The organism is Duganella sp. CF517 (assembly GCF_900110275.1).
GTDB lineage: Bacteria > Pseudomonadota > Gammaproteobacteria > Burkholderiales > Burkholderiaceae_D > Rugamonas.
The window spans coordinates 149,497-173,261 of the sequence record NZ_FODC01000003.1 but is presented as its reverse complement, the minus strand read 5'-3'; the positions used below and the strand labels follow the sequence as shown (position 1 = coordinate 173,261).

18 protein-coding genes and 1 pseudogene are annotated in these 23,765 nt (G+C 65.7%); 6 read left to right on the top strand and 13 right to left on the bottom strand.

The window, feature by feature from the left end; genetic code table 11:
* Nucleotides 1-25 precede the first annotated feature (25 nt).
* Entirely contained in the window at nt 26-475 is a 450-nt protein-coding gene (locus BMX85_RS12525) for a hypothetical protein (RefSeq protein ID WP_143067964.1), read from the bottom strand.
* Nucleotides 476-755: 280 nt separating this feature from the next.
* On the opposite strand from BMX85_RS12525, the gene BMX85_RS12520 reads away from it, so the two are divergent.
* A complete protein-coding gene (locus BMX85_RS12520) occupies nt 756-1,463 on the top strand; it encodes a PEP-CTERM sorting domain-containing protein (RefSeq protein WP_177196735.1) in 708 nt (235 codons plus the stop codon).
* Between the two features lie 69 nt (nt 1,464-1,532).
* Here BMX85_RS12520 and BMX85_RS12515 read toward each other — a convergent pair whose 3' ends face one another.
* The 3 genes from BMX85_RS12515 to BMX85_RS12505 form a co-directional block, all read right to left on the bottom strand.
* Nucleotides 1,533-1,955, bottom strand: a complete 423-nt coding sequence (locus BMX85_RS12515) for a hypothetical protein (protein WP_090318127.1) — start codon at nt 1,953-1,955, stop codon at nt 1,533-1,535.
* Nucleotides 1,956-2,072: 117 nt separating this feature from the next.
* Complete coding sequence (locus tag BMX85_RS12510; protein WP_090318124.1) at nt 2,073-4,418, bottom strand: GH92 family glycosyl hydrolase; 2,346 nt, start codon at nt 4,416-4,418, stop codon at nt 2,073-2,075.
* Nucleotides 4,419-4,549: 131 nt separating this feature from the next.
* A complete protein-coding gene (locus BMX85_RS12505; RefSeq protein WP_090318121.1) occupies nt 4,550-5,791 on the bottom strand; it encodes a cyanophycinase in 1,242 nt (413 codons plus the stop codon).
* A 172-nt stretch (nt 5,792-5,963) separates the two neighbouring features.
* On the opposite strand from BMX85_RS12505, the gene BMX85_RS12500 reads away from it, so the two are divergent.
* The gene (locus BMX85_RS12500; protein ID WP_090318116.1) at nt 5,964-7,331 is read left to right on the top strand and encodes an amino acid permease; all 1,368 of its coding nucleotides are present in this window, start codon (nt 5,964-5,966) and stop codon (nt 7,329-7,331) included.
* 205 nt (nt 7,332-7,536) lie between these two features.
* Here the strand turns inward: BMX85_RS12500 and BMX85_RS12495 are convergent, their stop codons facing one another.
* The gene (locus BMX85_RS12495; protein ID WP_090318113.1) at nt 7,537-7,806 is read right to left on the bottom strand and encodes a GlsB/YeaQ/YmgE family stress response membrane protein; all 270 of its coding nucleotides are present in this window, start codon (nt 7,804-7,806) and stop codon (nt 7,537-7,539) included.
* Nucleotides 7,807-8,474: 668 nt separating this feature from the next.
* Between BMX85_RS12495 and BMX85_RS12490 the strand changes: the two genes are divergently transcribed.
* The 4 genes from BMX85_RS12490 to BMX85_RS12475 all read left to right on the top strand — a co-directional run bounded on the left by BMX85_RS12490 (nt 8,475) and on the right by BMX85_RS12475 (nt 12,169).
* On the top strand, nt 8,475-10,163 hold the full coding sequence (locus BMX85_RS12490; protein WP_143067963.1) for a hypothetical protein: 1,689 nt from the start codon (nt 8,475-8,477) through the stop codon (nt 10,161-10,163).
* A gap of 47 nt (nt 10,164-10,210) precedes the next feature.
* Nucleotides 10,211-10,720, top strand: coding sequence for a TspO/MBR family protein (locus tag BMX85_RS12485; protein WP_090318107.1), 510 nt, complete (start codon nt 10,211-10,213; stop codon nt 10,718-10,720).
* Between the two features lie 103 nt (nt 10,721-10,823).
* Nucleotides 10,824-11,363 (top strand): REP-associated tyrosine transposase, encoded by a 540-nt coding sequence (locus tag BMX85_RS12480; protein ID WP_229210424.1) that lies wholly within the window; start codon nt 10,824-10,826, stop codon nt 11,361-11,363.
* On the top strand, nt 11,360-12,169 hold the full coding sequence (locus BMX85_RS12475) for a hypothetical protein (RefSeq protein WP_090318104.1): 810 nt from the start codon (nt 11,360-11,362) through the stop codon (nt 12,167-12,169). Before BMX85_RS12480 ends, BMX85_RS12475 begins: the two co-directional genes overlap by 4 nt.
* Before the next feature lie 4 nt (nt 12,170-12,173).
* Here the strand turns inward: BMX85_RS12475 and BMX85_RS12470 are convergent, their stop codons facing one another.
* The 8 genes and pseudogenes from BMX85_RS12470 to BMX85_RS12440 form a co-directional block, all read right to left on the bottom strand.
* The gene (locus BMX85_RS12470) at nt 12,174-15,569 is read right to left on the bottom strand and encodes an exo-rhamnogalacturonan lyase family protein (RefSeq protein ID WP_090318101.1); all 3,396 of its coding nucleotides are present in this window, start codon (nt 15,567-15,569) and stop codon (nt 12,174-12,176) included.
* A 17-nt stretch (nt 15,570-15,586) separates the two neighbouring features.
* On the bottom strand, nt 15,587-18,184 hold the full coding sequence (locus BMX85_RS12465; protein ID WP_177196734.1) for a TonB-dependent receptor: 2,598 nt from the start codon (nt 18,182-18,184) through the stop codon (nt 15,587-15,589).
* A 115-nt stretch (nt 18,185-18,299) separates the two neighbouring features.
* Complete coding sequence (locus tag BMX85_RS12460) at nt 18,300-18,662, bottom strand: FecR family protein (protein ID WP_090318095.1); 363 nt, start codon at nt 18,660-18,662, stop codon at nt 18,300-18,302.
* A 33-nt stretch (nt 18,663-18,695) separates the two neighbouring features.
* A pseudogene (locus tag BMX85_RS31565) lies at nt 18,696-18,791 on the bottom strand (hypothetical protein); the annotation flags it as partial.
* Entirely contained in the window at nt 18,767-19,240 is a 474-nt protein-coding gene (locus BMX85_RS12455) for a DUF4880 domain-containing protein (protein ID WP_090318092.1), read from the bottom strand. The pseudogene BMX85_RS31565 and the gene BMX85_RS12455, both read right to left, overlap by 25 nt.
* Nucleotides 19,240-19,752: a sigma-70 family RNA polymerase sigma factor gene (locus BMX85_RS12450; protein WP_090318090.1), complete on the bottom strand. Its 513-nt coding sequence runs from the start codon at nt 19,750-19,752 to the stop codon at nt 19,240-19,242. The genes BMX85_RS12455 and BMX85_RS12450 overlap by 1 nt, the downstream gene beginning before the upstream one ends.
* 127 nt (nt 19,753-19,879) lie before the next feature.
* Nucleotides 19,880-22,573, bottom strand: a complete 2,694-nt coding sequence (locus BMX85_RS12445) for a hybrid sensor histidine kinase/response regulator (protein ID WP_090318087.1) — start codon at nt 22,571-22,573, stop codon at nt 19,880-19,882.
* A 43-nt stretch (nt 22,574-22,616) separates the two neighbouring features.
* Entirely contained in the window at nt 22,617-23,762 is a 1,146-nt protein-coding gene (locus BMX85_RS12440; protein WP_090318084.1) for a glycerate kinase, read from the bottom strand.
* Nucleotides 23,763-23,765 lie beyond the last annotated feature (3 nt).

Here is a 23,765-nt window from a genome sequence, read left to right as displayed (position 1 = left end):
GCGGGCAACGGTGACGAAGGGAATTTCATTGGGAGACGTCGGCGGGCATGCCGAACGGGCGCTGCGTGCCGAGCAGGCTGAACTTCATTTGTTGCGGCGAGCCCGGTTGCCACAACATGCCGCCACCGATGTGGGTGGCGTCCAGGAAGCTGAACTGCAAAAACAGCTGGCGCGTGGCGTCGCCGGCGCTCAACAGCGCGTTCAGCGGTAGCGGCGTCATGTCGAAGCTGAAGATGCGGCCGGCGCCCGGCAACGGACGCGGGCCGGTCAGGAACTGTACCGCGATGCTGCCCTCGAGGTCCTGGGCGTTCATGGTGATGAAGGGCCGCTCCAGCGTCGCGGTCAATAGCGCCGCCACATCGCCGATGCCGCGGCCGGCCGCCGGTTCATCGAAAACAACGCGGAAACGAAGCGTCCCCAACAACGCGAATCCAAGCGGACTCTTCAATAACAGATCGTAAATAATCTCATCCATCATAACCTCCATGCGGGTTGAGCGGCCACCATGCGCGGGGCAATAGTGACAACGAGAACTTCCCTGCCCGAGGGGCAGTAGTTCAGCTTACCCGGCCAATCCGGACGCATTCTGATCAGATCGATATTGCAGTCGCGGCGCGCCGCCACCGCCGCGCCGCGCGGTCAAATCGGCAACGGCGGCTATCTTACGTCCCGCACGCTTGCGATTTTACATTTACAATTCCTCAGTGCAATTATTATAATAAGTTCCCTACTTCACAACCGAGATTGGAATGGCTATGACCTGGACAAGCAAGATGAATGCAGGCGTCGGCGCGGTGGCGCTGGCGTTGCTGTCGGCCGCCGCCCCGACGCATGCCGAGACCGTGACCTACACCTTCACCGCCGTGGTCGACCGGGTGATGGCGCTGTCGAAAGGCCAGGGCGGCTATGTCGACAGCGCCGAGCTGGCGGGGCATCGCATGGCGGTGAACGATCAACTGACCGGCCGCATCAGCTTTGATGCGGCCAACCCGTCGTCTTTCTTCGACTACGGCACCTTCAGCCTGAGCACGCTGCCCACGTTCAACATGGAATACAGTTTCAAGTCGGGCCTGAACAACTACGCCAGCGCCTACATGGGAGCGGTGACGGTGGTGAACGCGGTCGGCAGCGACTCCATTTCGCTGGACAACACCAATTACGAGGGGGGCGCGCAGCCCGATGTCAGCGGGGGTGCCGGTCTGGGCTTCAACGATGCCAGCGGCACCTACCTCGACTCGACGGCACTGCCCTCGACGCTCGACACCGCGTACAAGGGTCTGGTGTCGACCATCGGTGGCGGCTGGTACCGCCAGAGCGACGAGTACGGCGTTTCCTTCTGGGGCACGCTCACCTCGATCCAGCGGGTCCAGGCCTCCGCCGTTCCCGAGCCGGAATCGGCGTTGCTGATGCTGGCCGGCCTGGGCGCGATCGGCGCGGCGGCCCTGCGTCAACGCCGGGCCTAGGCGCCGCCCGGATGCGGCGAGGGCGCCACTCCCGTGGCGCCCTCGCCCATCGTCCCACCCGCCCTCGGCTCACATGGCGAATCCGGTCTGCGTACCGAGCACACTGAACAGCAACGTCCCCGGCTCGCCTGGTTTCCAGGTCAGGCCGCCGCCGATGTGGGTGGCGTCGATCGGATTGATTTGCAGACTGAGGCCGCGCGTCTCGTCGGTGCTGCTGAACAACACCGTCAACAGGCCCGCCGGACTGCCGAAGCCGATGCCGCTGATCGGCACCGGCGTCAGGCCGGTCAGCAGCGGCACCGAGAGCGTCCCCTCCACCGGCAAGATGAACAGCTCGATGGTGGGCCGGTCGACCGCCGCACCCATCAACGCCTGCAGGTCGCGGGCGCGGGCGTCGGCGGTGAGATCGGTGAAGCGGTAGCGCAACGTGCCGAGCAGCGTCAATCCCTGCGTACCCTTCAACAGCAGACTGTAGACAAATTCATCCATCATAACCTCCGTCCAGGTTGAGTAAGAGAACTTCCCGCCCGATATGGCAGAAGTCCAGCTTACCCAGCCCAACGGAAAGCGCTATGATCAGATCGACATTGGCTGCTGGTCGCCGAACGCTCAGTACGCCGTTTGCGTGTACGGCCGCGCCGCCGCACCCTTGCCCCACGCCTGATTCGGTTGTTTGTCCATCGTAAACACCAGCTCGCCGCCGGCCATGATTTGCTCGTGGCGCAGGAAGGTTTGCGCCAGCGGTTTGCCGTTCAAGGTCACGCCGGCGACATAGGCGTTGTCGGCGCTCATGCCGACGGCGCGGATCGTGAAGGTCTTGCCGTTGGGCAGATTCATCACCGCCTTATCCAGGAAGGGACGGCCGATCACGTACTCGTTGCTGCCTGGCGCGACCGGGTAGAAACCCAGCGCCGTGAAGGCCAGCCAGGCCGACATCTGCCCCAGGTCGTCGTTGCCCGACAAGCCCTGCGGCGTGGCGTTGTACTGCGACGCCACCACCTGCGTCAAGCGCTGCTGGGTCTTCCACGGGGCGCCGGCGTAGTTGTACAGATAGGCCACGTGGTGCGACGGTTCGTTGCCGTGCGCGTAATGGCCGATCAGCCCGGAGATATCCTCCATGTGCGCGTAGACGTTGTCGTCGACCTTGGCGTCGAACATCATGTCGATCTTCTTTTGCAGGCCGGCATCGCCGCCCAGCATCTTGATCAGGCCGGCGTTATCGTGCGGCGAATACCAGGAATATTGCCAGGCGCTGCCCTCGGTGTAATCGCTGCCGAAGTTCGAGCGCACCGGGTCGAACGGCTCGCGGAACTTGCCGTCCGATTTTTTGGCGCGCAGGAATCCGGTCTTGGTGTCGAACGAATTGCGGTAGTTCAGCGCCCGCTCGTAATAGCGCGCGGCGACATCCTTCTTGCCCATCTTTTCGGCCATGCGGGCGATGGTCCAGTCGTCGAACGCGTACTCGACGGTCTTCGACGCCGCCTCCGGCTCCAGGTCGATCGGCACGTAGCCAAGCTTCATGTAGTGCTGCAGCCCGCCGTATGGGCCATATTCGGCGCTGCTGGTCATGGCCTTGAGCGCCTCCTCGGCGTCGAAGCCCTTCATTCCTTTCATGTAGGCGTCGGCGATGACCGGCACCGCGTGGTACCCGATCATGCACCACGTCTCCAGCCCGTGGTACTGCCACACCGGCAGGATGCCGTACGGGCTGGCCTTCTGCGAGGCGATCAGCGAGCGCACGAAATCGACGTTGCGCTGCTCCGGCTGGATCAAGGTCAGCAGCGGATGCAGCGCGCGGTAGGTGTCCCACAGCGAAAAGGTCGAATGGAAGCGGAAGCCGTCGGCTTGGTGCACCTCGTTGTCCGGCCCGCGATAGCGGCCGTCGCGGTCCATGAACAGTCCGGGCGCCAGCATGCTGTGGTACAGCGCGGTGTAGACCATGGTTTTCATCGGCGCGGCCGCCTCGATCGCCACCGCGCCCAGCGCCTGGTTCCACGCGGCCGAGGCGCTGGCGCGTTCGGCGTCGAAGTCCCAGCCCGGCATCTCGGCCAGGTTGGCGATCGCGCCCTCCTCGCTGACGGCCGATATCGCCACCTTCACCAGCAGCTTGCCGTCGGCCGGCACGCCGAATTCGAGCGCGCCGACCAGCGCCTTGCCCTCGACGAAGGGCTTAAGGTTGGGATCGGCGCCGGGACCGCTGCCGGGACTGGCGAAGCCCTTGTATTCGACATCGGTCTCCGTGTTGCGCAGCGCGCGCGCCGTCAGCGGCTGCGAGAACGCGATGGCGAAATACAGTTGGCGGCCGGCCGCCCAGCCGCGCGTCTCGCGCATGCCGGTGACCAGTTTGTCGTCGCGCACGCGCAGGCGCGACCACAGGTTCTTGGCCTTGTAATCGTAGATGCTGCTGCGCAGGTCCAGTATCACCTTCGCGGTCGCGCCGGCCGCGTAGCGGTAGCGGTGCAGGCCCACGCGCTCGCTGGCGGTCAGTTCGACATCGACCTCGTTGTCGAGCAGCTTGACGGCGTAGTAGCCCGGCTCCGCGCGCTCGTCCTTGTGGCTGAAGCGCGAGCGGTAGCCGCTAAAGGGCCGCTCGGGATAGCCCGGCTCCAGCTTGGTCTCGCCGCTGTACGGCATCAGCAGCACGTCGCCCAGGTCCGAATGGCCGCTGCCGGAAAAGTGCGTGTGCGAGAAGCCGAGGATGCTGTCGTCCTCGTAGCGGTAACCGGCGGCCCACGGGTAGCTCTGGCGGAACGGCCGCACCTGGGTGTCCGGGCTCAGTTGGATCATGCCGAACGGGCGCGCCGCGCCCGGGAAGGTGTGGCCGTCGCCGCCGGTGCCGATGAAGACGTTCACCGCGGCGGCGGGCGTGCCGGGCGCGGTTTGCGCCGCCGACATCGAGGGGATCAACAAGGACAGCAGCAGCGCGCCGGCGGGCAGTAAGGTAGTCGCGTTCATCGGGTTCCTGGCATCGTGGGAGACGAACCAAGTTTATAGCGCCACCGTGACTGCTGGTCAACAAAATCGGCGCGCCGGCAGCGCTGTTTAGTAAATGCGCTAAACAAGCGGCGACCGGCGACGCGGGCGCGCTATTTGTACCAGGGCCGGGTGACCTGCAACGGCCTGACGTCGAGCCGCATGTTCAACACCGTATAGGCGTCCATCGTGGCGGAACTGTAGCCGGTGGTGGCGGCGTCGCGCGTCAGCTTGAACTCGAAGCCGAGGTCCTGGCGCGGGTCCAGCGGACCGGCGATGGCGATGCCGATCGCCTGCGTTTCGCTGTTGTCGACCAGCTTGGACATCAGGATCAGGATGGTGTTGTGGCCCAGGACTTCGGTCGAATACACCGGTTCCTTCAGATACGGTTTGTCCGGATCGACCTTGCCCTCGACCTTGTCGGCCGACGGCGTATACAGGCCGGTGGCCAGGTCATAGCGGTCGTCGCGGTCCAGATAGCTGAGGCGCGCGTTGGACAGGTTGAAGTCCTTGACCTGCTTGTCGACCTTGGCCTGCGCCAGGTCCACCAGTAGCGCGCCCTGGTAGCCGACCACCTCCACCTGGCGCCGCCCGGTGATGATGACGGCGGAGTTCTCGTCGATGCCGATGCCCAGCTTGTAGCCCTTCTTTAGCATCGCCGGCAGCATGCGCGCGAAGCGTCCGCGCGCCAGCAGGTGCTGGTCGACGAAAATCCCGTCGCCGATAAACCCCAGGCCGGCGGTCAGCTCGCGGCCGTTGACGCCTTCGCTCAAGGTGCCGAACACGGTCTTGGCGTCGTAGAACATGGTGCTGCTCATGATGGCCGCGCCGGCGCTGGTGCCGGCGATGACGCCGCCGCGCTCGTAGACATCCCAGATCGCCTGCAGCACCGCCGTGCGGGTGCCGTCCGGCCGCACCAGCGCCTGCGTGATCAGGGCCTGGTCGCCGCCGGAGAAGTAGACGCCGCCCGCCTCGCGGATCGAGCGCGCCAGGCCTTCATCCTCGGCGTCGCGTTTGTAGTCGCGGTCTTTCATCCGCACCGCGAGCGGCACGACGAAGCCCTCGGCGCCGTACTGCTTCAGTCCGGCGACCAGATATGCCCCGGCCCGGGCCGGATTGGCCGAGGCGCTGGGCAGCACGGCGATGCGGGCGCCGGGGCCGCCGGCCAGCTGCACCACGCGCTGCCAGATGGCCGCGTTATCCCCGCGCACCGCGCCGCCGGCGATGACCAGCGACCCTTTCGGCGCGGGTTTTGCGGCGTCGGCGGCCAGCGCCGGGGTGCCCAGGGGCGCCACCGCCAGCGCGATCAATACCCCCCGGCCGAGGCGGCGTACCGCGCGAACGAAACTCGACATACCGTATTCCTTGAATGTGTGGCGTAAAAATTATCAATCTTGTCTGAACAATCAGCCATAGACTACCATAGCGGCAGGCCGAAACCGCCATCAACCACCTGCACGGCGTGCGCAAGTTGTGCCAAAATGAAACTCTTTCATTAATTTCTTTCATCCAACGACCGGGGATCCAGTGGCCTACAAGAATGACCGCCCACAGAACGAACTCAAACGGGGCCTGAAAAGCCGCCACATCCAGCTGATCGCGCTGGGCGGCGCCATCGGCACCGGACTTTTCCTCGGCATCGCGCAAACGATCCAGATGGCCGGGCCGTCCGTGCTGCTGGGCTACGGCGTGGCCGGCATCATCGCCTTCTTCATCATGCGCCAGCTGGGCGAGATGGTGGTCGACGAGCCTGTGGCCGGGTCGTTCAGCCACTTCGCCGACAAATATTGCGGCAACATCGCCGGCTTCCTGTCGGGCTGGAACTACTGGGTGCTGTATGTGCTCGTCAGCATGGCCGAACTGTCGGCGGTCGGCATCTACGTGCAGTACTGGTGGCCGGCGATACCGACCTGGGTCTCGGCGCTGGCGTTCTTCGTCATCATCAACGGCATCAGCCTGGCCAACGTCAAGGCCTTCGGCGAAATGGAATTCTGGTTCGCCATCATCAAGGTGGTCGCCATCGTCGGCATGATCGGTTTCGGCGGCTACCTGCTGCTGTCGGGCGATGCCGGGCCGCAGGCGAGCATCGCCAACCTGTGGCGGCACGGCGGCTTCTTCCCCAACGGCTTCGGCGGCCTGGTGATGGCGATGGCCGTCATCATGTTCTCGTTCGGCGGCCTGGAACTGATCGGCATCACCGCCGCCGAGGCGGACGACCCGACCCGCACCATCCCCAAGGCGACCAACCAGGCCATCTACCGCATCCTGATCTTTTACATCGGCGCGCTCGGCATCCTGCTGTCGCTGTATCCGTGGCAGAAGGTCGTCACCGGCGGCAGCCCGTTCGTGCTGATCTTCCAGGCGCTCAACAGCAATATGGTGGCGCACGTGCTCAACGCGGTGGTGCTGACGGCCGCGCTGTCGGTGTACAACAGCTGCGTCTACGCCAATACGCGCATGCTGTACGGCCTGGCGAAACAGGGCAACGCGCCGCGCGTACTGCTAACCGTGAATGGACGCGGCGTGCCGCTGGCGGCGCTGGGCGTGTCGGCGCTGGCGACCGGCATCTGCGTGGCCGTCAACTACTTCATGCCGGGCAAGGCGTTCGGCTTCCTGATGGGGCTGGTGGTGTCGGCGCTGATCATCAACTGGGCCATGATCAGCTGGATTCATTTGCGCTTCCGCGCGCAGAAAAAAATCGAGGGCAAGACCACGCTGTTCCGCAGTCTTGGCTACCCGCTGACCAACTACCTGTGCCTGGCCTTCCTGGCCGGCATCCTGGTGGTCATGTACTTGACGCCGGACCTGCGGCTGTCGGTATATCTGATTCCGGTGTGGCTGATCGCGCTCAGCGCGGGCTATTGGTTGCGCCAGCGCCGCGCGGGCCCGCGCTAGCGCGCCTCGCTGGCCCTGACCTGCGCCGAGCTGGGCATAGGCATAGGCATAGGCCAGAACATGGTCGCCAAGAACGGCACGTCCGCGCACTTGGCGCCGCGCCCCGGGACGGCCGGTGGCGGCCGGTCGCACAAAGGGCTCCATCCGGAGCCCTTTGTGCGGGTTGATCCCTGTCCGCGCCGCGCCGACCGCACGGCGGCTTTTTTCAGCGCACCCGGCCGCGCCGCACCAGGTTGACGATCGCCAGCAGGATCAGCGCGCCAATAAACGACACGCCCAGCGACGCCAGGCTGAAGTCGTCCGAGTTGATGGTGCCGGTCCCCAGCATCGGCGCCAGCAGCCAGCCGCTCAGCAACGCGCCAACGATGCCGACCACGACGTTCAATATCAACCCTTGCTGCGCGTCCGTCTTCATCACCAGGCTGGCCAGCCAGCCCAGTATGCCGCCTATGACTATCCAAAGTATCAGGTTCATCGCATCCCCCTTGTTGGTAAAAGCCGGCCGGGCGGCCGGTCGAGTGATTATCCGAAGCCTGAGACAGCGCTGCTATCGGCTCTCACGCCGCCCCCGCGTGGGACTGATCCTAGCTCGCTTGACTGCCATTTTGTTGTGCTTGCCGGTCCGGTGGCCCGCCGGCGCGTCGCCTTCCAGCCGATACGGGCCGGGGTGCTGGAGCGCGTCGCGCAGCACCTCCCCGACTAGCTTGCGCAGGCCGAAGCAGTCGATATCGAGCGGCAGTTTTTGGGCGCGGTTGAGCGCCGCCGCGTCGGGTATGAACGACTTGCCTTTCGATCCGATTAAGCTGATGCGCGAACATGGAAGAACCGAAGTTGACGAAAGGGACGACGCTGCCGGGCGCGATCAATAGCTGTAAAGGGTTGCAGGCGTCCGACACCCGGTTGGATTGCGATCCAACGCACGCTATCGAACCAGCTACCGATTGATCCGATACAGCAGATGCGCGAACAGCCGTAACAAATGCGCGCTCCGCAAGCCCGCGACGTTCAAAACATGGCATCATGGATCGACTCCGATCCTTGATGGATGTTAAGAATGTCGCACGGCAACTCCCGTACAGTGGTGATTCACGACGCCGGCCGGTATACGGCGGCGATCGCCCGTCCACCAACACGGAGCGCCACATGCCGCAACCCCGCCGCTTGCCTCATTCCGCACGCCTGGCCCTGACCATGGGCGCCACCTTTTACCTGATCTCCGCCTCGCCGGCCACGTGCGCGGAGCCCGTAGCCGTCCAGCCCCGCGACGCACTGACCGCAAGCTTTATGGGCCTCTATCCCGGAACCGATTTCCGCGTCACCAGGGCCGACTGCAACGACTGCCCAGAAGCGCCGCAAGCCCTCTGGTACTTCGGCGACGACACCGTCGCCGTCGCCGGTAAAAACGCTGTCGGTTCGACGCCACATCTGCGCGCGCAGGACGACGTTCGGGCGTGGCTGGCCGCCACTTCCGCCAAGGCGCAAGGCAAGCCCCCGCAGTTGCTGTGGATCGGCTCTCCGCAGGTTGCCGAAGGGCGCCTCGCCGCCGATGCAGCATCGCTGCTCGGGACGGGCGCCGACGCAGCGCTGCCGGTGGCGCTGGCGGCAAGACTGGCCAGCAACCGCTCGTACTTCGACGCCAGCAGCAAGGCCTACTTCGCCGGAAGCGGAATCAAGGCGCGCGGGGTGCTCAAGGATGGCACCTTCCACGCTCGCACGTTGTGGCCGAAGGACTACGCCCTGTCCGCCCTGCCCGTCCTTGCTCCGCTGAAGAACGGCGAATCCATCGAGAGCCTGGTGCGCGCCAACGGCGGCGGCGCGCGCGATCCCTTCGCCGCACGCACTCTGTGGCGACGCGGCGGCGCCGTTGCGGCCGACGTGCCCCTGGCTGGCAAACCGGCGCTAGCGTTCATCCTCAACGGCGCGCAGGGCGACGACGACGAAGCCCACGGCGGCCACTTCGCGGTGGCCACCGGCCGCTTCGATCCGCACGGGGGATGGGACAACTGGTTGGTCAATAACTTCTACAACCTCGGATCGGTCAGCGAAAAAGGTATCATCGCCTCGAGCTTGCCGATGGATGCCTACATGGCCGATTTGAACAGCGGCCAGTCCTGGTACCGGCCCTCGTACATGCTGGTCGCGGTCATGAAGGACCAGCGCGTGCCCGCACTCTACCAGGAAGCGATCAGCCGCGTTTTCAACCACTTCTACAGCCAGGACTTCCACTACCGCCACGCCGGCACCAACTGCGCCGGCATCAATGTCGAAACGCTGCGCACCCTGGGCTGGGGCATTCCCCGGCTGGGCGGCGAAAGTCCGTTGAAAGCCGCCGTGGCGCTGCCGTTCATGGCGCTCAAGGAGGTCAGTCTCGCCAGCGGACAAAGCGCCTACGACTACCTCAAAACCGAACGTACCGAATTGTTGCCCTTCGTCGCCTTCAACACGATAGGCGAAGATTTGTTGAACCGCCTGACGACCAAAGACGGGCCGCGCGGCGCGATCGAGGCGCAATTGGCGGACGATCTGGAGGCGATCGTCTTCGTGCGCATCCCGCAGTTTCCATCTTCCCGCGCCTTCGGTTCAGATCCGGTGATGTCGCTGAGCGAATATCAAAAGCGTGCCCCGGCCGACCGCGCCGACTGGAAAATCATCCCGGTGGGGCCGCGCGAGTTTCCGGCGTCGATGAAAAATCCACTGGCGCCGAAGGAAAAGAGACCGCAATCGGTCACCGCGACCTATATCCTGGCGGCCGGCGTGCTTTGCCTCTCGGGCGGCGTCGCCATGGCTTGGCGCAGACGGCGGCAAAAGGTATGCTCGCGTACAGACAACTGAGCGGCGGCGCGCTAGACTTGCGCCACCGAGATTAAAGATACCGAATCATGACCCCAGCCACCACCGCCCCCGCCCGACCATTCCGACTACCGGCGCTCGCCGGCTGGTTGCTGTTGACGTTCGCCTTCGCTGCGATCGGCGCCTTCGCGTCGGCGCAGGCGGGGGCGTTCTACATGCAGCTGGACCGGCCGTTTTGGGCGCCGCCGGCTTGGCTGTTCGGACCGGCGTGGAGCGTGCTGTATCTGTTGATGGGCATCGCCGCGTGGCGCGTGCAGCGCACCGACGACCGAGGCGGGGTGCGGACCGAGATGACGCTGTACCTGGTTCAACTTGCCCTGAACGCATTGTGGACATGGCTGTTTTTCGCATGGCGCCAAGGCGCCTGGGCGTTCGCCGAGATCCTCGTGTTATGGGTGCTGATCGCCGCCACCATCCGCGCTTTCGGGCGGCGCGACCGGATCGCCGGGATGCTGCTGGTGCCCTACATCCTGTGGGTCAGCTACGCCACTGCTTTGTGCTACAGCATCTGGCAACGCAACCCAATGGCATTGGGTTAGCGGCGTCCACCCGGGGGGAGCACACGACCGATTCCCCGTTTGCGATTCCACAACCGCGCTTTTTCACGACGGACTAGGCTAGTGACTCTCCAAGGAGACTCACATGTCGGACCTCAAGCCCCTATTCGCCGACGGCGATACCTATTTTCTCACCATGGTGACGGCGCATCGCGCGCCGATATTCTCCGCGCCCGAAGCCCGGATGATATTGCGCACCGCCATACAAAAAGTGCGCCGACGACATCCCTTCGAGATCGTCGGCATGGTCGTCCTCCCCGACCATCTGCATGCGCTGTGGCGCCTGCCTCATGACGACTACGACTTTTCATTGCGCTGGCGCCTGATCAAGACCCATATGACCCGCTACGCCGGACACGGGAAGCGAGTTTGGCAACAGCGCCACCGGGAACATACGGTGCGCGACGAGCGCGATCTGTCCCACCACCTGGATTATTTACATTGGAATCCGGTCAAGCATGGATTGGTCGAGCGGGTGCAGGATTGGCCGTGGTCGAGTTTTCATCGTTATGTCGCGGCCGGGGTTTATCCCGTCGATTGGTGTGGATCGAGCGAATTGACCTCTGTTGTTCACTATCCTCCCGCCATGATACGATCGCCAAAAAGCCACGAAGGAGACGAATGAAGCACCAATTTCTGGCCATCGACGAGGGCCACCAGAAGCTGTCGCTGATCGACACCACCAATCCCCGCTACGGCTGGACGCGCAGCCTGGCCGATTTCCCCGCCGCCCGCGATATGCAGCGTATCGGCCCTAATCGCGCCCTGATCGGCTTTGAACGCGGATTTTTCGAACTCTCCATCTCCTCCGGCGAAGTGCTCGCCGCCTGCGACCGCTGGTCCAACGTCACCTCCGCCCGCCGCATGATCAACGGCGCCACCCTGGTCACCGGCCACAACCTCGACGGCACCGGCGGCGTCAACGTGCTGACCCTTGACCGCGAGTACCGCCAGGTCTCCAGCGTCCGCCGGGACGGCGGCTACGTGCGCCTGATGCGCACCACCGATCTTGGCACCTACCTGTTCTGCATGAACGACCATATCCTTGAAACCGACACCTCGCTGATCGCGCTCAACGCGATGCGTGGGCCTGGCTTCGAACATGCATGGAAGGCCGAGCGCATGGCCGATGGCTACACGCTGGTGTCGGCCGGCTACGGCGCCTTCATGGCGCGCTTCGACCGGCGAGGCAACCTGACATCCACTTTCGGCGGCGTCAATCTCATGCCCGAGGAAGTGTCGCCGTTCTTTTACGCGACGTTCCAGGTGCTCGACGATGGCCGCGTCATGGTCGCCAACTGGCAGGGCCACGGGCCCGGCAACGGCGACAAAGGCCGCCAGCTGCTGGAATTCAGCGCGACCGGAAAGCTGTTGGATAGCTGGTCCGACCCGCACAAGATCTCCTCGCTCCAGGGCATCCTGATGCTCTGACCTGTCAGGCCACCCGCCGCACCGCGAAGTTCTCGATCTTTTGCCGGGACTGCGTGGTGCGCAGGCCGAAGTAGCCGCCCCCCGCCAACGGCCCGGGCGCCGAGAAGAACTCGCGATCGTCGACATACAAACGCGTCCCCTTGGCATCGACGACGATGCGAATGCGGTATGGGTGGTTGGACTTGAGCAGATACTCCGTCGTCAGATATTCCTGTAGCAGCTTGCGCTCGCCGCTGCCGTCGTAATAGCGGAAACGCGACGTCGTATTCGTATTGCCGCCGATGCCGGCATAGAACATCTGCACCTTGTCGTATTCTTCCAGCTTGCCCGACCGGTGGAACGGCTCCGGCGCCTCGCCCCCCGCCAGCTGCGCCTCCCAGAAGAAGTTCAGATCCGACAAGCGCTCGTGCGGTTTGCCTTCCGCCAGCACGGTGCGCGTGAAACTGATCTCATAGTGACCGATCAACTGCCTGCGCAGCCAGACCGTCAGGCCACGGCTGGCGTCCAGCACCAGCGCGCCTGCTAGCGCCTGTGCCGCTTTCGCGGCGTCGCCGGCCTCCGCCTCCACCGCCCACGCCTGCCGATCGAAGCGCTGGAAGTCGTCCTTGTAGACGGTGGCGCCGGCCGCGTCGAGCGCCATCATACCCAGCGCGCCAAGCCCCCATTGGGCGATCGCATTGGTCGAGATCCTCGGCGCCTCTTCCACCTCCGTCAACACCGTCGGCGGCTTGACGCGGCGCGACACCAGGTCCTTCTCGACCAGCCCCGCCCGACCCTCGTAGAACTGCGCCCACGCGCGCTTGAGCATCGCGCGGTCCTGCCACTCCACCGCGGCATAGGCCAGCAGGCGCGCGTGGCCCTGCCCCAGATTCAGCTTGCCGAGATCCTGGCCAAGTTCCGCCTTCTGCTCCTTTTCGCTGGCGTTATACAAGCGGCAGTAGCGCAGCCACGCGTCGCGGAACGCCGGCTGCGGCACCGTGCGTATCAACTCGCTGCAAATCTCCGGCAGCCCGAACACCGCGCTCAGATGCGAAACGCTGATTTTCTTCTCGCGATCGTCGACATACGCGCCGGTGCGCAAATCCATCACGCCGCCGCCGGCGAGGAAGCCGAGCGGCTGCGCGGCGATGCTCGCCATGCTGGCCAACAGCTTGTCGCGATACCGAGGTTTGCCGCTGCGTTCCCATTCGGTGAACCAGGCCGCCGCCACCGCGCCCCAGTCGGTTCCGAAGGCCACGCTCGCATAATTCTCCGGATCGTCGGCCGGCGCCACCTGGCCGATTTTGCGCCCCGGGATCACGGTGCGCAGGCGCTCGACCGCGTCGACCTGCTCGGTCAGCAGATCGCCGATTCGTTCGTCCGCCGTCAGGTAGTACATGAAGCGCCGGTTGACGGCGGTCGATATGCGCAACTGCTTGGCGCTGTCGCCCCAGTGCTGAACACTGTGGCGCGAACCGAGCGGCGCGAACGGGCCGATATGGTGGACATCGACCTCGCCGGTGTGGCGCGTCATCGCCTCGGCCATCCGGAACACGTCGGCGCGGCCGCTGTGCAGGAAGTAGTGCCAAAGCCAGATATCGGTACTCAGTTCTGAATTGTCCCAGGCGTAGCCACCCACGTCATAGCGCCAGACGTGGCGCTGCTCGTCGTAGGTGTGCATCACATCGCCGTAATCCCAGAAGCCGTACCACTTGCGGTGCTCGACCTGGTTCCGGTAAAAGTCGAAACTCCAGGCCAGCTGTTTTTCCAGCTTGGCCGCCTCCGGCGACGGACGCTCCTGCGCCGGGCTCCAGTATTCGCTGAACACGCCGGCCTGATACAGCCGGGCGGGCGTCGCCAGCAGCTGGGGTGGCGACTGGATACGGCGGCTGATGGCCACCAGGTCGTCGGCCGACGGCGTCGCCGGCAGCAGTTGCCATTCCAGTTCGCTGGTGCGGGCGACGCCATATGGCGTGCCGAATGCCGGCTCGTAGTCCTCGTAGGTGATGTCGAGCGCCGCGCGCTGCTTCTCGAACGTGTCCTCCCCCATGCCGTCATGGTAGAAGCGCAGGTCCATCGCCGCCGCCTTCGGCGCCCACAGCCACATGGTGACGGTGGCGAGCGAGGTTTCGGCACCGCGGATGTCGATTTGGCCCGGATAGCTTTGCCAGAAATTGCGCACGCCGAAGGCGACACCGCCGTCCGGCGTGCCGACGTAGCCGGTGCCGGTGGCGCGCGCGCCGGTGGCGGCATGTATCCAGCCCTGGCCGGCCTTGGTGCGCTTGCTGATCGAGAACCCGTCCGGATGCGATTGCAGCAGCGTGTAATGGCCGAAGGCCGGAATGTAGGGCAGTCCCTTGGTCACCGCCGCCGACATCTCCTTCAGCGGCACCGCGCGGCCGGACAACTGTGCCTCGTAGACCGATTGCCCGGCATCGCGGCGCAAGCCGGTCAGGCCGCGCACCGCCTCGCCGAACACGCCGCCATTGTCGCCGACGAAGCGGATGTGGCGGTCGTGCAGGGGGCTGGCCAGCGGCACGCCGAAGCGCAGGCCGACGCCACGGATATAGGCCTTGGCCGGGTCGGCGTCGTACACCAGCGTGTGCACCAGGCGTACCGTATCCGAGTTCTTGTAGAAGTAAAGCCGAACCACGAACGGCAGCAGCCTGGCGCCATCCGCGTGCTGGTGGCTGCCATCGACACGGACCACTGCGCGCAGCGGGCCGTTCTGCTCCAGCGTCACCTTGTCGATGGCGCCCTCGTACGAACGGCGCGCGGCGCCGGCCGATTCGTCGTCGATGCCATCGTCCACCAGCAGCACCAGCCGGCCGTCGCGCAATTGCGCGTTGCCCGACCGTTTCATCGCCGTCACCAGCACCGTGCCCGAGCGAGGCAGCGCGCATTGCAGCACGCCCGTATCGACGTCGATGCCGCCCGAACCTTCCTTCGCCAGCATCGCGCCGGGCGCGATGGCGTTGGTAGCGTTGGTGGCGTCCACGCCGATCAGCGGATGCAGCGTGTAGGCCGCTTCCGGCTTGCCGCCGCCCGCCCCGGGTGGCAGCGCGTGCGCCGACCATTTGAGCGTGCCGTCGGGCCAATACGCCAGCGGCCAGGATTGCACCGCCGTCACGCGCGCGTCGCCGCCGGTGGAACCGGCGGCGCCACGCAACTCGAACGCCGCATTCTTCGGCACCCGCCCCTGCGGCCATGGCACGCCAAAGGTAGCGCCGCCAAAGCTGGCGGGCGCGCCTTCCAGCCAGTGCAGGGCTGTCTCGCCGGCCGGCATCGGCGCTGGCACGGGAGCATCCGGGCGATCGGCGGCGAACGCCTGGCCGGGCAGCACGTCCGCCAGCACGGCGACGCCGCCCGTCAGCAAGGACGCCAGTTTAAGAAAGTGACGCCGTTCCAAAGAATCGCTCATTTGCCGCCGCTCCGTACTCAATATTTGTAGGCCAGTGTCGCGCCGATCGTGCGCGACTCGCCCAGCCAGCCCCAGACCGTACCGTAGTCGCCGCTGGAGAGACGGCGGTAGTACGTTTTATCGAAGGCGTTATTGACCCAGAGCGAGGCGCTCCAGTCGCCGCGTTGGAGCTTACCACCGGTGCCGGCGGAAAACGAGGCCAGGCCATAACTACTCACGCGGGTGAGCGAAGAATTGTCGACCGTGCCGTACATCCAGCCGCGATAGGCATAGCGCGCGCCGACGAAGTTGTTCAGGCCATTCTCGCTGCGCCAGCTATAGCGCGCGCTGGCGTTCCATGTCACCTTGGGCGCGTTGAACACCCGCTTGCCGTTCAGGTCGCAGGACGGCGGCGGCTTGGGGGACAACGTCACCTCCGGCGCGCAGCGCGCGTTGTCATAATCGGTGTAGGTGGCGTCGTTATACACGGCGGCGAAATCGACCTGAAGGTTGCGCGTGAGCGCCGCACGGATGCTGGTCTCGGCGCCGCGCGAGCGGAAGCTGCCGGCGTTCATCAGGTAGGTCTGCTGGTCGTCGGGATTGTAGCCCTGGGTCTGGAAGTCGCTGATTTCGGTCAGGAACAGGGCCGCCTTTACCGCTACCTTGTCGTCCCACAGCGCGCCTTTCACGCCCCATTCGGCGGTCCTGGTCTTCTCGGGTTTGATGTAGAGCGAATCGTTGCCGGCCTGGCGCGCGGCGCCCGCCGAGACGTTGATACCACCGGACTTCTCGCCGTACGAGCCGGCCAGATAGGTGTTCCACTCCGGGGCCAGCTGATACTTCAGCACCAGCGTCCCCGATGGCAGCTGGTGGTATTCCTTCAGATTGCCCGAATTGAAGGGAACGCGGTTCAGGCGCACGAACCGGCCGCTTTTCTCCTCGTAGGTGAAACGCAGGCCGCCGTTCAAATCCCAGCCCGGCGCGATATGCCACGTACCCTGCGCATAAGGGGACAGCATATGATCGCGCAGTTTTCCGAATCGGATCACATCCAGGTTGTTGTAGGCCGCCGACGCGTAGTACACACCGGCCAGGGTGCCGGCCGCATAGCGGGTATGCGCCACAGTGTCCAGATTCTGGCCCAGATAATTCAGGCCGACCGCATAGTCGTAATCCTCGCCGATCGGCGATTCCAGGCGCAGCTCCTGCGACCACGTATGGTCGCGCACCTGGGTGCCGGTGTTGTTGTAGATATTGACGCTGAATCCATCGGCCATCGTTGGATTGGTGCGGAAGTAGCGCACGGATGTCACGGAGCGCAGCTTGTAGCCGCTATCGAGCTGCCAATCGGCGACGGCGGATGCGCCGCCCTGCACCACGTGAATGCGGTTTTCATCGTCCAGATCGACCTGTGGGCCGAACACGATATTGTTCTTTATGACCCGGGACTTGGCCACGTAGCCGTCGGTGCCGCTGAAGACATTGGTGGCCAGCAGCACCGGTGTCGGTGTGCTGTTGGAGTTGCTGTAGTCCGCGCTCAAACGCAAACGGAACGCGTCGCCCTGCTTGAACAGCAGTTGTCCGCGCGCGCCGGTGCTCGAGCCGCCATTCAGACGGTGGCCGTTACGGACGTTGGTGACCGCGCCATCGTTGTTGCTGTAGACCAGATTCAAGCGCCCCGCCCAATTACCGGCCAGCGAGTCGGAAAGTGGCCCGGACACCATCGCCCGTCCGCGCCTGTAGCCGTTCTCGCCGATCGATACCGTCGCCGAGGCTTCCGGCGTGAACGATGGCTCGCGGGTATGGATGTTCAGCACGCCGCCGGTGGCGTTGGCGCCGAAAGCCGCCCCCTGCGCGCCGCTCAGCACCTCGGCGTAGGCGATGTCGCCCAGGCCATTGCCCAGCATTCCGGCACGCGCGAGGTACACGTTGTCGACATAAATCGCCACGCTGCTCGGCATGCCGATATTGGCGTCGCCGCTGGCCTGCCCGCCGCCGTCGCCGACGCCACGGATGGTGATCTGGGTATCGGACGGATCGGTGCTTTGTATCACCAGGCCCGGAATCAGCTGCTGCAAGTCCTCCAGCGTCGTCAAGTTCTGCTGCTCGGCCTCATCGCCGGTCACGCGGTACGACGACGTTGGCGCGCGCTGGATATTATCGGTCTCCTGGTCCGCGCTGTTGCGGCGGGCGCCCTTGACCGTCACGCGCGCCACCGCCTCGGTGGCCGGCGCCGCTGCTGCGGCGGCCGCCGGCTGCCGCGACGACGCCTGCACAATCGGCGCGTGGACCGGCGGGGCCGCGCGTACCGGCGCCACGGAAGCGGCCGCGCGGCGTATCGTCAGCGTGCGCCCGCCACCGCTGGCCAGCTCGAAGCCTGTACCTTCCAACGCGCGCGTGATCGCCTCGGTGGCGCTGAAATTGCCGCTGACGGGCGCCGAGCGCGCCGTCTCCACCAGCTTGGGATCGTACGCCAGCGCCACGCCGCTTTCGGCGGCGATGCGCAATAGCGTTTTGTCCAGCGGCGCGCCGGCCAACTGATACGGTTGTCGTGTGGCGTCCTGCGCCAGCGCGGCCGGCAATGCGAGTAACTGGGTGGCGGCCAGGATCGCCAGCATGTGGTGTGGTTTCTTCAAAACGTGCCTCACTAGAGTGGTTATGCACCTCAACCGAGGGGCTTCACAATCCATGTGCGGCGAGAATCCCAAAGCGTCAGCAGGTTGCAAAAATATTTTTGCCGGGAGCGCGCGGTCAGCTGAAAACGGCCACGTAGCGGCCATAGCGCGTCAGCTTAACGGGCAGCGCGGCGGCCACCTGTAGCAGCGCGCTGTCGATATCGTCAAGGCGGAATACACCGCTGATCTGCTGCGCCGCGGCGTTGCCACTGGCGCGCAGCAGCCCCGTACGATAGCGGCCGAAAACCTCCAGCAATTCGGCCAGCGGAAGGCGATCGGCGACAAAAACGCCGCGCGTCCAGGCGCTGACGGCGGCAAACGACAGGTCGCTGGCCCGGACGCCGTGGCGATCGAAATAGAAGGTCTGGCCGGCCTCGATCGGCAAGGCTGCGCGTCCGGCGGGCCGCAGCAGCGCGCTGCCCGTGGCAACCGACACCACGCTGCACTCGCGCAGCCGGCCGACATTGAAAACCGCGCCATCGGCGACAACGGCGCCATGCGCGGTGGAGACGGTGAGGTGGCTGGCGGATCGGGGAGAAGGCTTCAGCAGCAGTTGCCCCTGGCGCAGATGCAGCGAAGGCGCGGCGGCGCTGCCAGCCAGGTAGATACGGCTGTCCGCGTCGTAGGCAGCGGCGTGCCATCGGCCAGAACGCCCGCGCCACGTTCACCCACGGCGCTGCGCCAGTCGGCGTCCAGCCCCAGTCCATGCGCGCCCTCGCGCGCTCCCCAAGCGCCGATGCCCAGCGCCAGCAGGGCGAAGGCGCCGCGCAAAGCCCGCCGCCGTTCCGCCGATGGCGTGCGCAGCGCATGCGCCATCGCCGCCGAAGCCCGGGAACCGCGCGATCCGCCGCCGATCCGCGCCAGCCGCTCCTGCAGGGCGTCCCAGGCATGCGCATTGTCCGCGGCGGCGCCGCGCCAGTGCTCGAACGCGCGCAACTCGGCCTCGCCGGCGTCGCCTTCGCGCAGGCGAACCTCCCACATCACCGCCTGTCGTTGCGGGGTCGCCGCCGCAGCCATCACGCGCACTCGCAGCAGGCCATCAGTGCCTGTGCGACGTATTTGCGTACCATGCTCACGGACACCCCCAGGCGCAGCGCGATCTCCGCATAGCCCAGTTCCTCGAACTGGCTGAGGATGAACGCTTCGCGCGCCTTGGCGCTGACCCGTTCCAGCGCCGCGTCGATGCGCAGTAGTTCATCGACCGCCAGGCAGACCTCCTCCGGCGAAGCGTCGAACTGCTCGGGCGCCAGCGCCAGCTCGGCCAGATAATCGCGCTCCAGATCGCGCCGGCGCCAGAACTCGTAGGTCAGGCGCCGGGCGATGGTCGTCAACAGCGCGCGCGGCTGGCGGATATGGCCCACATCATCGAATCCGGCCAGTTCGGTGAAAGCCGACGCGGCCAGGTCCTCGGCATCGTAGCGCGAGCCGACCAGCCGCTGCATGCTGGCGGTCAGCCAGCCGTAGCTGCGGCGAAATTCACTGCCCAGGAAAGCGTCGCGCGTGGCGGAAGCGAAGGAAACGGTACTCATGGCCGCCAATATAAACGGGCGGCTTGCGTAATAAAACGAACAATTCCGCTCTAGCTTATTCGGAAATCGGTCGCCGGAGGCAGGAACAAACCGCGATAACAAAAGCTGATCGCGGCGGCGATTTTGGTTATCGCGGCGGCCCGCCTTGCGCCATCGCCAAATGACGCTGGATCGTCGCGAACATTTGCTCGACATCGATGGGCTTGGCGATGAAATCATCCATGCCCGCCGCGATGCATTGCTCGCGCTCGGACTCCATCACCCCGGCCGTCATGGCGATCACCGGCAGGTGCAAGCGCAGCTCCTCGCGTATCATGCGGGTGGCGGTAAAGCCATCCATGACCGGCATCTGCACGTCCATCAGCACCAGGTCGTAGCGTTCTGCGCGCAGCAGCTCAACCGCCACGGCGCCGTTTTCGGCCACCGCCACCACCGCCCCGGCCTGTTCCAGTATGCCTTTGGCGACATTCTGATTGATCGCGTTGTCCTCGACCAGCAGCAGGCGAACGGCCGCCAGCTGCGGCGAATGCGGCGCCTCGGCGACGCCGGCGGCGCCCGGCTCGCGCCGTGCGAGCGCCGTCTGCACCGCGTCGAACAGGCTCGAAGAAGTCACGGGTTTGGTCAGATAGGCCGAGGTGGAGACTTCCGCCATGTCCTCCATCAGTCTCCCGCGTCCATAGGCGTTGACCATGCAAATCACCGGCACGCTGGCGTCGGCCATCTGCGACTGGATCGCCTTGATCGTCTCGACGCCGTCCATGCCGGGCATATGCCAGTCGACCAGCACCACATCGTAGACGGCGCCAGCGCCCAAGCGCCGCAGCGCTTCCGGTCCGGACGCCACGCTGTCGCAGGCCCAGTTCCACGCCTCGATGGTCTTGCAGATGAACGAACGGCTGGTGTGGTTATCGTCCACCACCAGCAGATGCAGGCCGGCGGGCGCCGAGCGCGCCGCCCGCGCCGGCGTGTCGTCGCCGATCGACATCGGCAGCGTGAAACGGAACTCGCTGCCGGCGCCCGGGGTGCTGCGCGCCTCGATGGCGCCCCCCAGCAGCTCGACCAGCCCCTTGGAAATGGTCAGTCCCAGGCCGGTGCCGCCGAAGCGCCGCGTGGTCGACAGGTCGGCCTGCGTAAAGGGAGAGAACAGGCGCGCCAGCTGCTCCTCGTTCATGCCGATGCCGGTGTCGCGCACCACGAAGCCCAGCGTCAGGGGCTGCGCCGCCACCAGCTCGACCCGCACCGACACTTCCCCGTTCTCGGTGAACTTGATCGCGTTGCCGGCCAGGTTGACCAGCACCTGCTGCAGGCGCAACGCGTCGCCCACCAGCGCGCGCGGCACATCGGGCTCGACGCCGATACACAATTCCAGATCCTTGTCGCCGGCGCTGACGCTCATGATGGTCGCCAGCGCGTGCAGCACTTCGTCCAGGTTGAAGCGCACCGGATGCATCTCCACCTTCCCGGCCTGCATCTTGGAGAAATCGAGGATGTCGTTCAGGATGCCCAGCAGCGACTGGCCGGACGCCCGTATCATTTCGAGGTAGCGGCCCTGCTCCGGCGACAGCCCGGTGGTGCCCAGCAGATGCGCCATGCCCAGCACCGCGTTCATCGGCGTGCGCAACTCATGGCTCATATTGGCGACGAAAACGTCCTTGGCCGCGTTGGCGGTCTGCGCCTGCCTGACCGCCGATTGCAGCTGCAGCGTGCGCTGCTCGATCAGGTTTTCCAGGTGATGGCGGTAGCGCAGCAATTCCGCTTCGACCGTGCGCAGTGTCATGATGGCGTCGTCGGCCTCGCGAAAGCTCAGGCGCTGGGGGGTGGGCGGCATCCCGCCCTTCGCCGCCAGCCGCACCACGGCGGACGACAAGGCGCTGACCGAGCGCGCGATATTGCGCGCGAAGTACCACGCCACGCCGAAGCCGGCGGCCAGCAACCCCAGCAGGAAAACGCTGATCCACTTGATCGACGCCAGCATCTCGGACAGCACCACGCTGCGCGGCACGCCGATGACGACGGTCCAGTTGCTGGTCGACGAACGGCTGAACATCGAATACACCGGAATGCCTTCGAGGGTGACCGCGTCGATCGCGTCTTCCAGCTTGAAAGGCAGCTTGGCCAGCAGCGACGGCGAACCCTTGTGGCCAACGAACCGCGCCGATTCGTGCGTGCGCGCGACAATCACGCCGGTCGAATCGAGGATGGCGATCACCCGGTTCGGCGGCAGGCGCTGCTCCTTGAGCACTTGCCCGAGACGCTCCGGCACAAACGCGGTGGAGACGACGTAGAGGACCTTGTCATCGCGCAGCACCGGCACGTGGATCGCCACCAGCGGCCGTTTCAACGCGCCGCCGATGAACAGGTCGGAGATCACCGGCTTACCGGTCTCGAACACCTTCCTGATCCGCTCCGCGCTGCCGGGATCGGGCAACAACGGGCCGAACGGCCGCACGGTGTTCATCAGCTGCACCGAATCGCGGTCGCTCAGGACGAAATTCAAACCGGGGAATTCGGGACGCAGCACGCCCGCCGCCTGCTTGTAGAATGCGGCGATGTCGCCGCTATCGAGACTGGGCGAGTTGGCCAGCGCCAGCGCCACGGTGATGCCGGTGTTCAGGTCCCGGTCCACCGCCTGGATCAGCGCGCGCGCGGTGATCAGCGTGTCCTGCTGGATCTGGGTGCGCTCGCGCTCGTAAAAATTATCGGTCAGCAGCGCGAACCCGATGATGGCGGGTAAAGCGCAGGCCCAAACCAGACTGTATATCTGCGATCTGATGGTCGGCAACGTGGCCACATAAGCCTGGTTCCCACGGTCCTGCGCCATAAAAGTCCTTCCTGACCGGTGTCTTACTCAGGAAACAACTTTATCACAACCGCAGCCGCGTCCCCAAGCGCAATACCGCGGCGATGTTGCGCGCCGACACGCGGACATTGCGCGCCGCGTCGGCCAGCGCCTGCTCCACCGTGCACGGGCGGCTGACCGCGCCGAATACGGCGTCTATCCCGTGCTGGTGCACCGCCGCCGCGCCGGGCGCCAGGCCGCCGGCGATGGCGATCACCGGCTTGCCGTGGCGCTGCGCCACGCGCGCCACGCCGACCGGCGTTTTGCCGTGGATGGTCTGGCTGTCGATGCGGCCTTCGCCGGTGAGCACCAGATCGGCGTCCGCCACGGCGGCGTCCAGGCCCACGGCGGCGGTGACGATCTCGCTGCCGGGGCGCAGCCGCCCGCCCAGGAACACCAGCATCGCCGCGCCGATGCCGCCGCCCGCGCCGGCGCCCGGCACGTCCGCCACCGCATACGCAAGATCGCGGGCGATGATGCCGGCGTAGTGGCGCAAGCCGGCGTCCAGCAGTTCGACCATCGCCGGCGTCGCGCCTTTTTGCGGCCCGAAGATGTGCGAGGCGCCCTGCGGCCCGACCAGCGGATTACTGACATCGCAGGCGACATCGAACACGCAAGCGGCGATGCGGGTGTCGAGGCCCGACAGATCGATCCTGTCCAGCGTCGCCAGCGCGCCGCCGCCGGCCGCCAGGTCCTGGCCCGCGCCGTCCAGCAAGCGCCCGCCCAATGCCTGCAGCATGCCGGCGCCGCCGTCGTTGGTGGCGCTGCCGCCGACGCCCAGCACGAAGCGCCGCGCGCCCGCGTCGAGCGCGTCGCGGATCAATTCGCCGGTGCCGTAGCTGGTGGTGCGCATCGGATCGCGCAGCGCCGCCGGCACCAGTTCCAGCCCGCTGGCGGCGGCCATCTCGATCACCGCCGTCTCGCCGTCGCCCATCATGCCGTAGAACGCCGGCACCGGCTCGCCCAGCGGACCGCGCACGCGCAATTCAACCAAGCGTCCGCCGCTGGCGTCGATCATCGCCTGCACGGTACCCTCGCCACCGTCGGCCACCGGCACCTTCAGGTACTCGGCGTCGGGGAAAATCTCGCGGAAGCCGGCCTCGATCTCGTTGGCGACGGCCATCGCCGACAGGCTCTCTTTATACGAATCAGGCGCTATGACGATTTTCATCGG

Bases quoted from the DNA above. Each gene is read 5' to 3' on its own strand.
- BMX85_RS12510 (WP_090318124.1), bottom strand. From the start codon at position 4,418: ATGAACGCGACTACCTTACTGCCCGCCGGCGCGCTGCTGCTGTCCTTG.
- BMX85_RS12505 (WP_090318121.1), bottom strand. From the start codon at position 5,791: ATGTCGAGTTTCGTTCGCGCGGTACGCCGCCTCGGCCGGGGGGTATTG.
- BMX85_RS12515 (WP_090318127.1), bottom strand. From the start codon at position 1,955: ATGATGGATGAATTTGTCTACAGTCTGCTGTTGAAGGGTACGCAGGGA.
- BMX85_RS12490 (WP_143067963.1), top strand. From the start codon at position 8,475: ATGCCGCAACCCCGCCGCTTGCCTCATTCCGCACGCCTGGCCCTGACC.
- BMX85_RS12480 (WP_229210424.1), top strand. From the start codon at position 10,824: ATGTCGGACCTCAAGCCCCTATTCGCCGACGGCGATACCTATTTTCTC.
- BMX85_RS12440 (WP_090318084.1), bottom strand. From the start codon at position 23,762: ATGAAAATCGTCATAGCGCCTGATTCGTATAAAGAGAGCCTGTCGGCG.
- BMX85_RS12470 (WP_090318101.1), bottom strand. From the start codon at position 15,569: ATGAGCGATTCTTTGGAACGGCGTCACTTTCTTAAACTGGCGTCCTTG.
- BMX85_RS12525 (WP_143067964.1), bottom strand. From the start codon at position 475: ATGGATGAGATTATTTACGATCTGTTATTGAAGAGTCCGCTTGGATTC.
- BMX85_RS12485 (WP_090318107.1), top strand. From the start codon at position 10,211: ATGACCCCAGCCACCACCGCCCCCGCCCGACCATTCCGACTACCGGCG.
- BMX85_RS12445 (WP_090318087.1), bottom strand. From the start codon at position 22,573: ATGGCGCAGGACCGTGGGAACCAGGCTTATGTGGCCACGTTGCCGACC.
- BMX85_RS12450 (WP_090318090.1), bottom strand. From the start codon at position 19,752: ATGAGTACCGTTTCCTTCGCTTCCGCCACGCGCGACGCTTTCCTGGGC.
- BMX85_RS12520 (WP_177196735.1), top strand. From the start codon at position 756: ATGACCTGGACAAGCAAGATGAATGCAGGCGTCGGCGCGGTGGCGCTG.
- BMX85_RS12495 (WP_090318113.1), bottom strand. From the start codon at position 7,806: ATGAACCTGATACTTTGGATAGTCATAGGCGGCATACTGGGCTGGCTG.
- BMX85_RS12475 (WP_090318104.1), top strand. From the start codon at position 11,360: ATGAAGCACCAATTTCTGGCCATCGACGAGGGCCACCAGAAGCTGTCG.
- BMX85_RS12455 (WP_090318092.1), bottom strand. From the start codon at position 19,240: ATGGCTGCGGCGGCGACCCCGCAACGACAGGCGGTGATGTGGGAGGTT.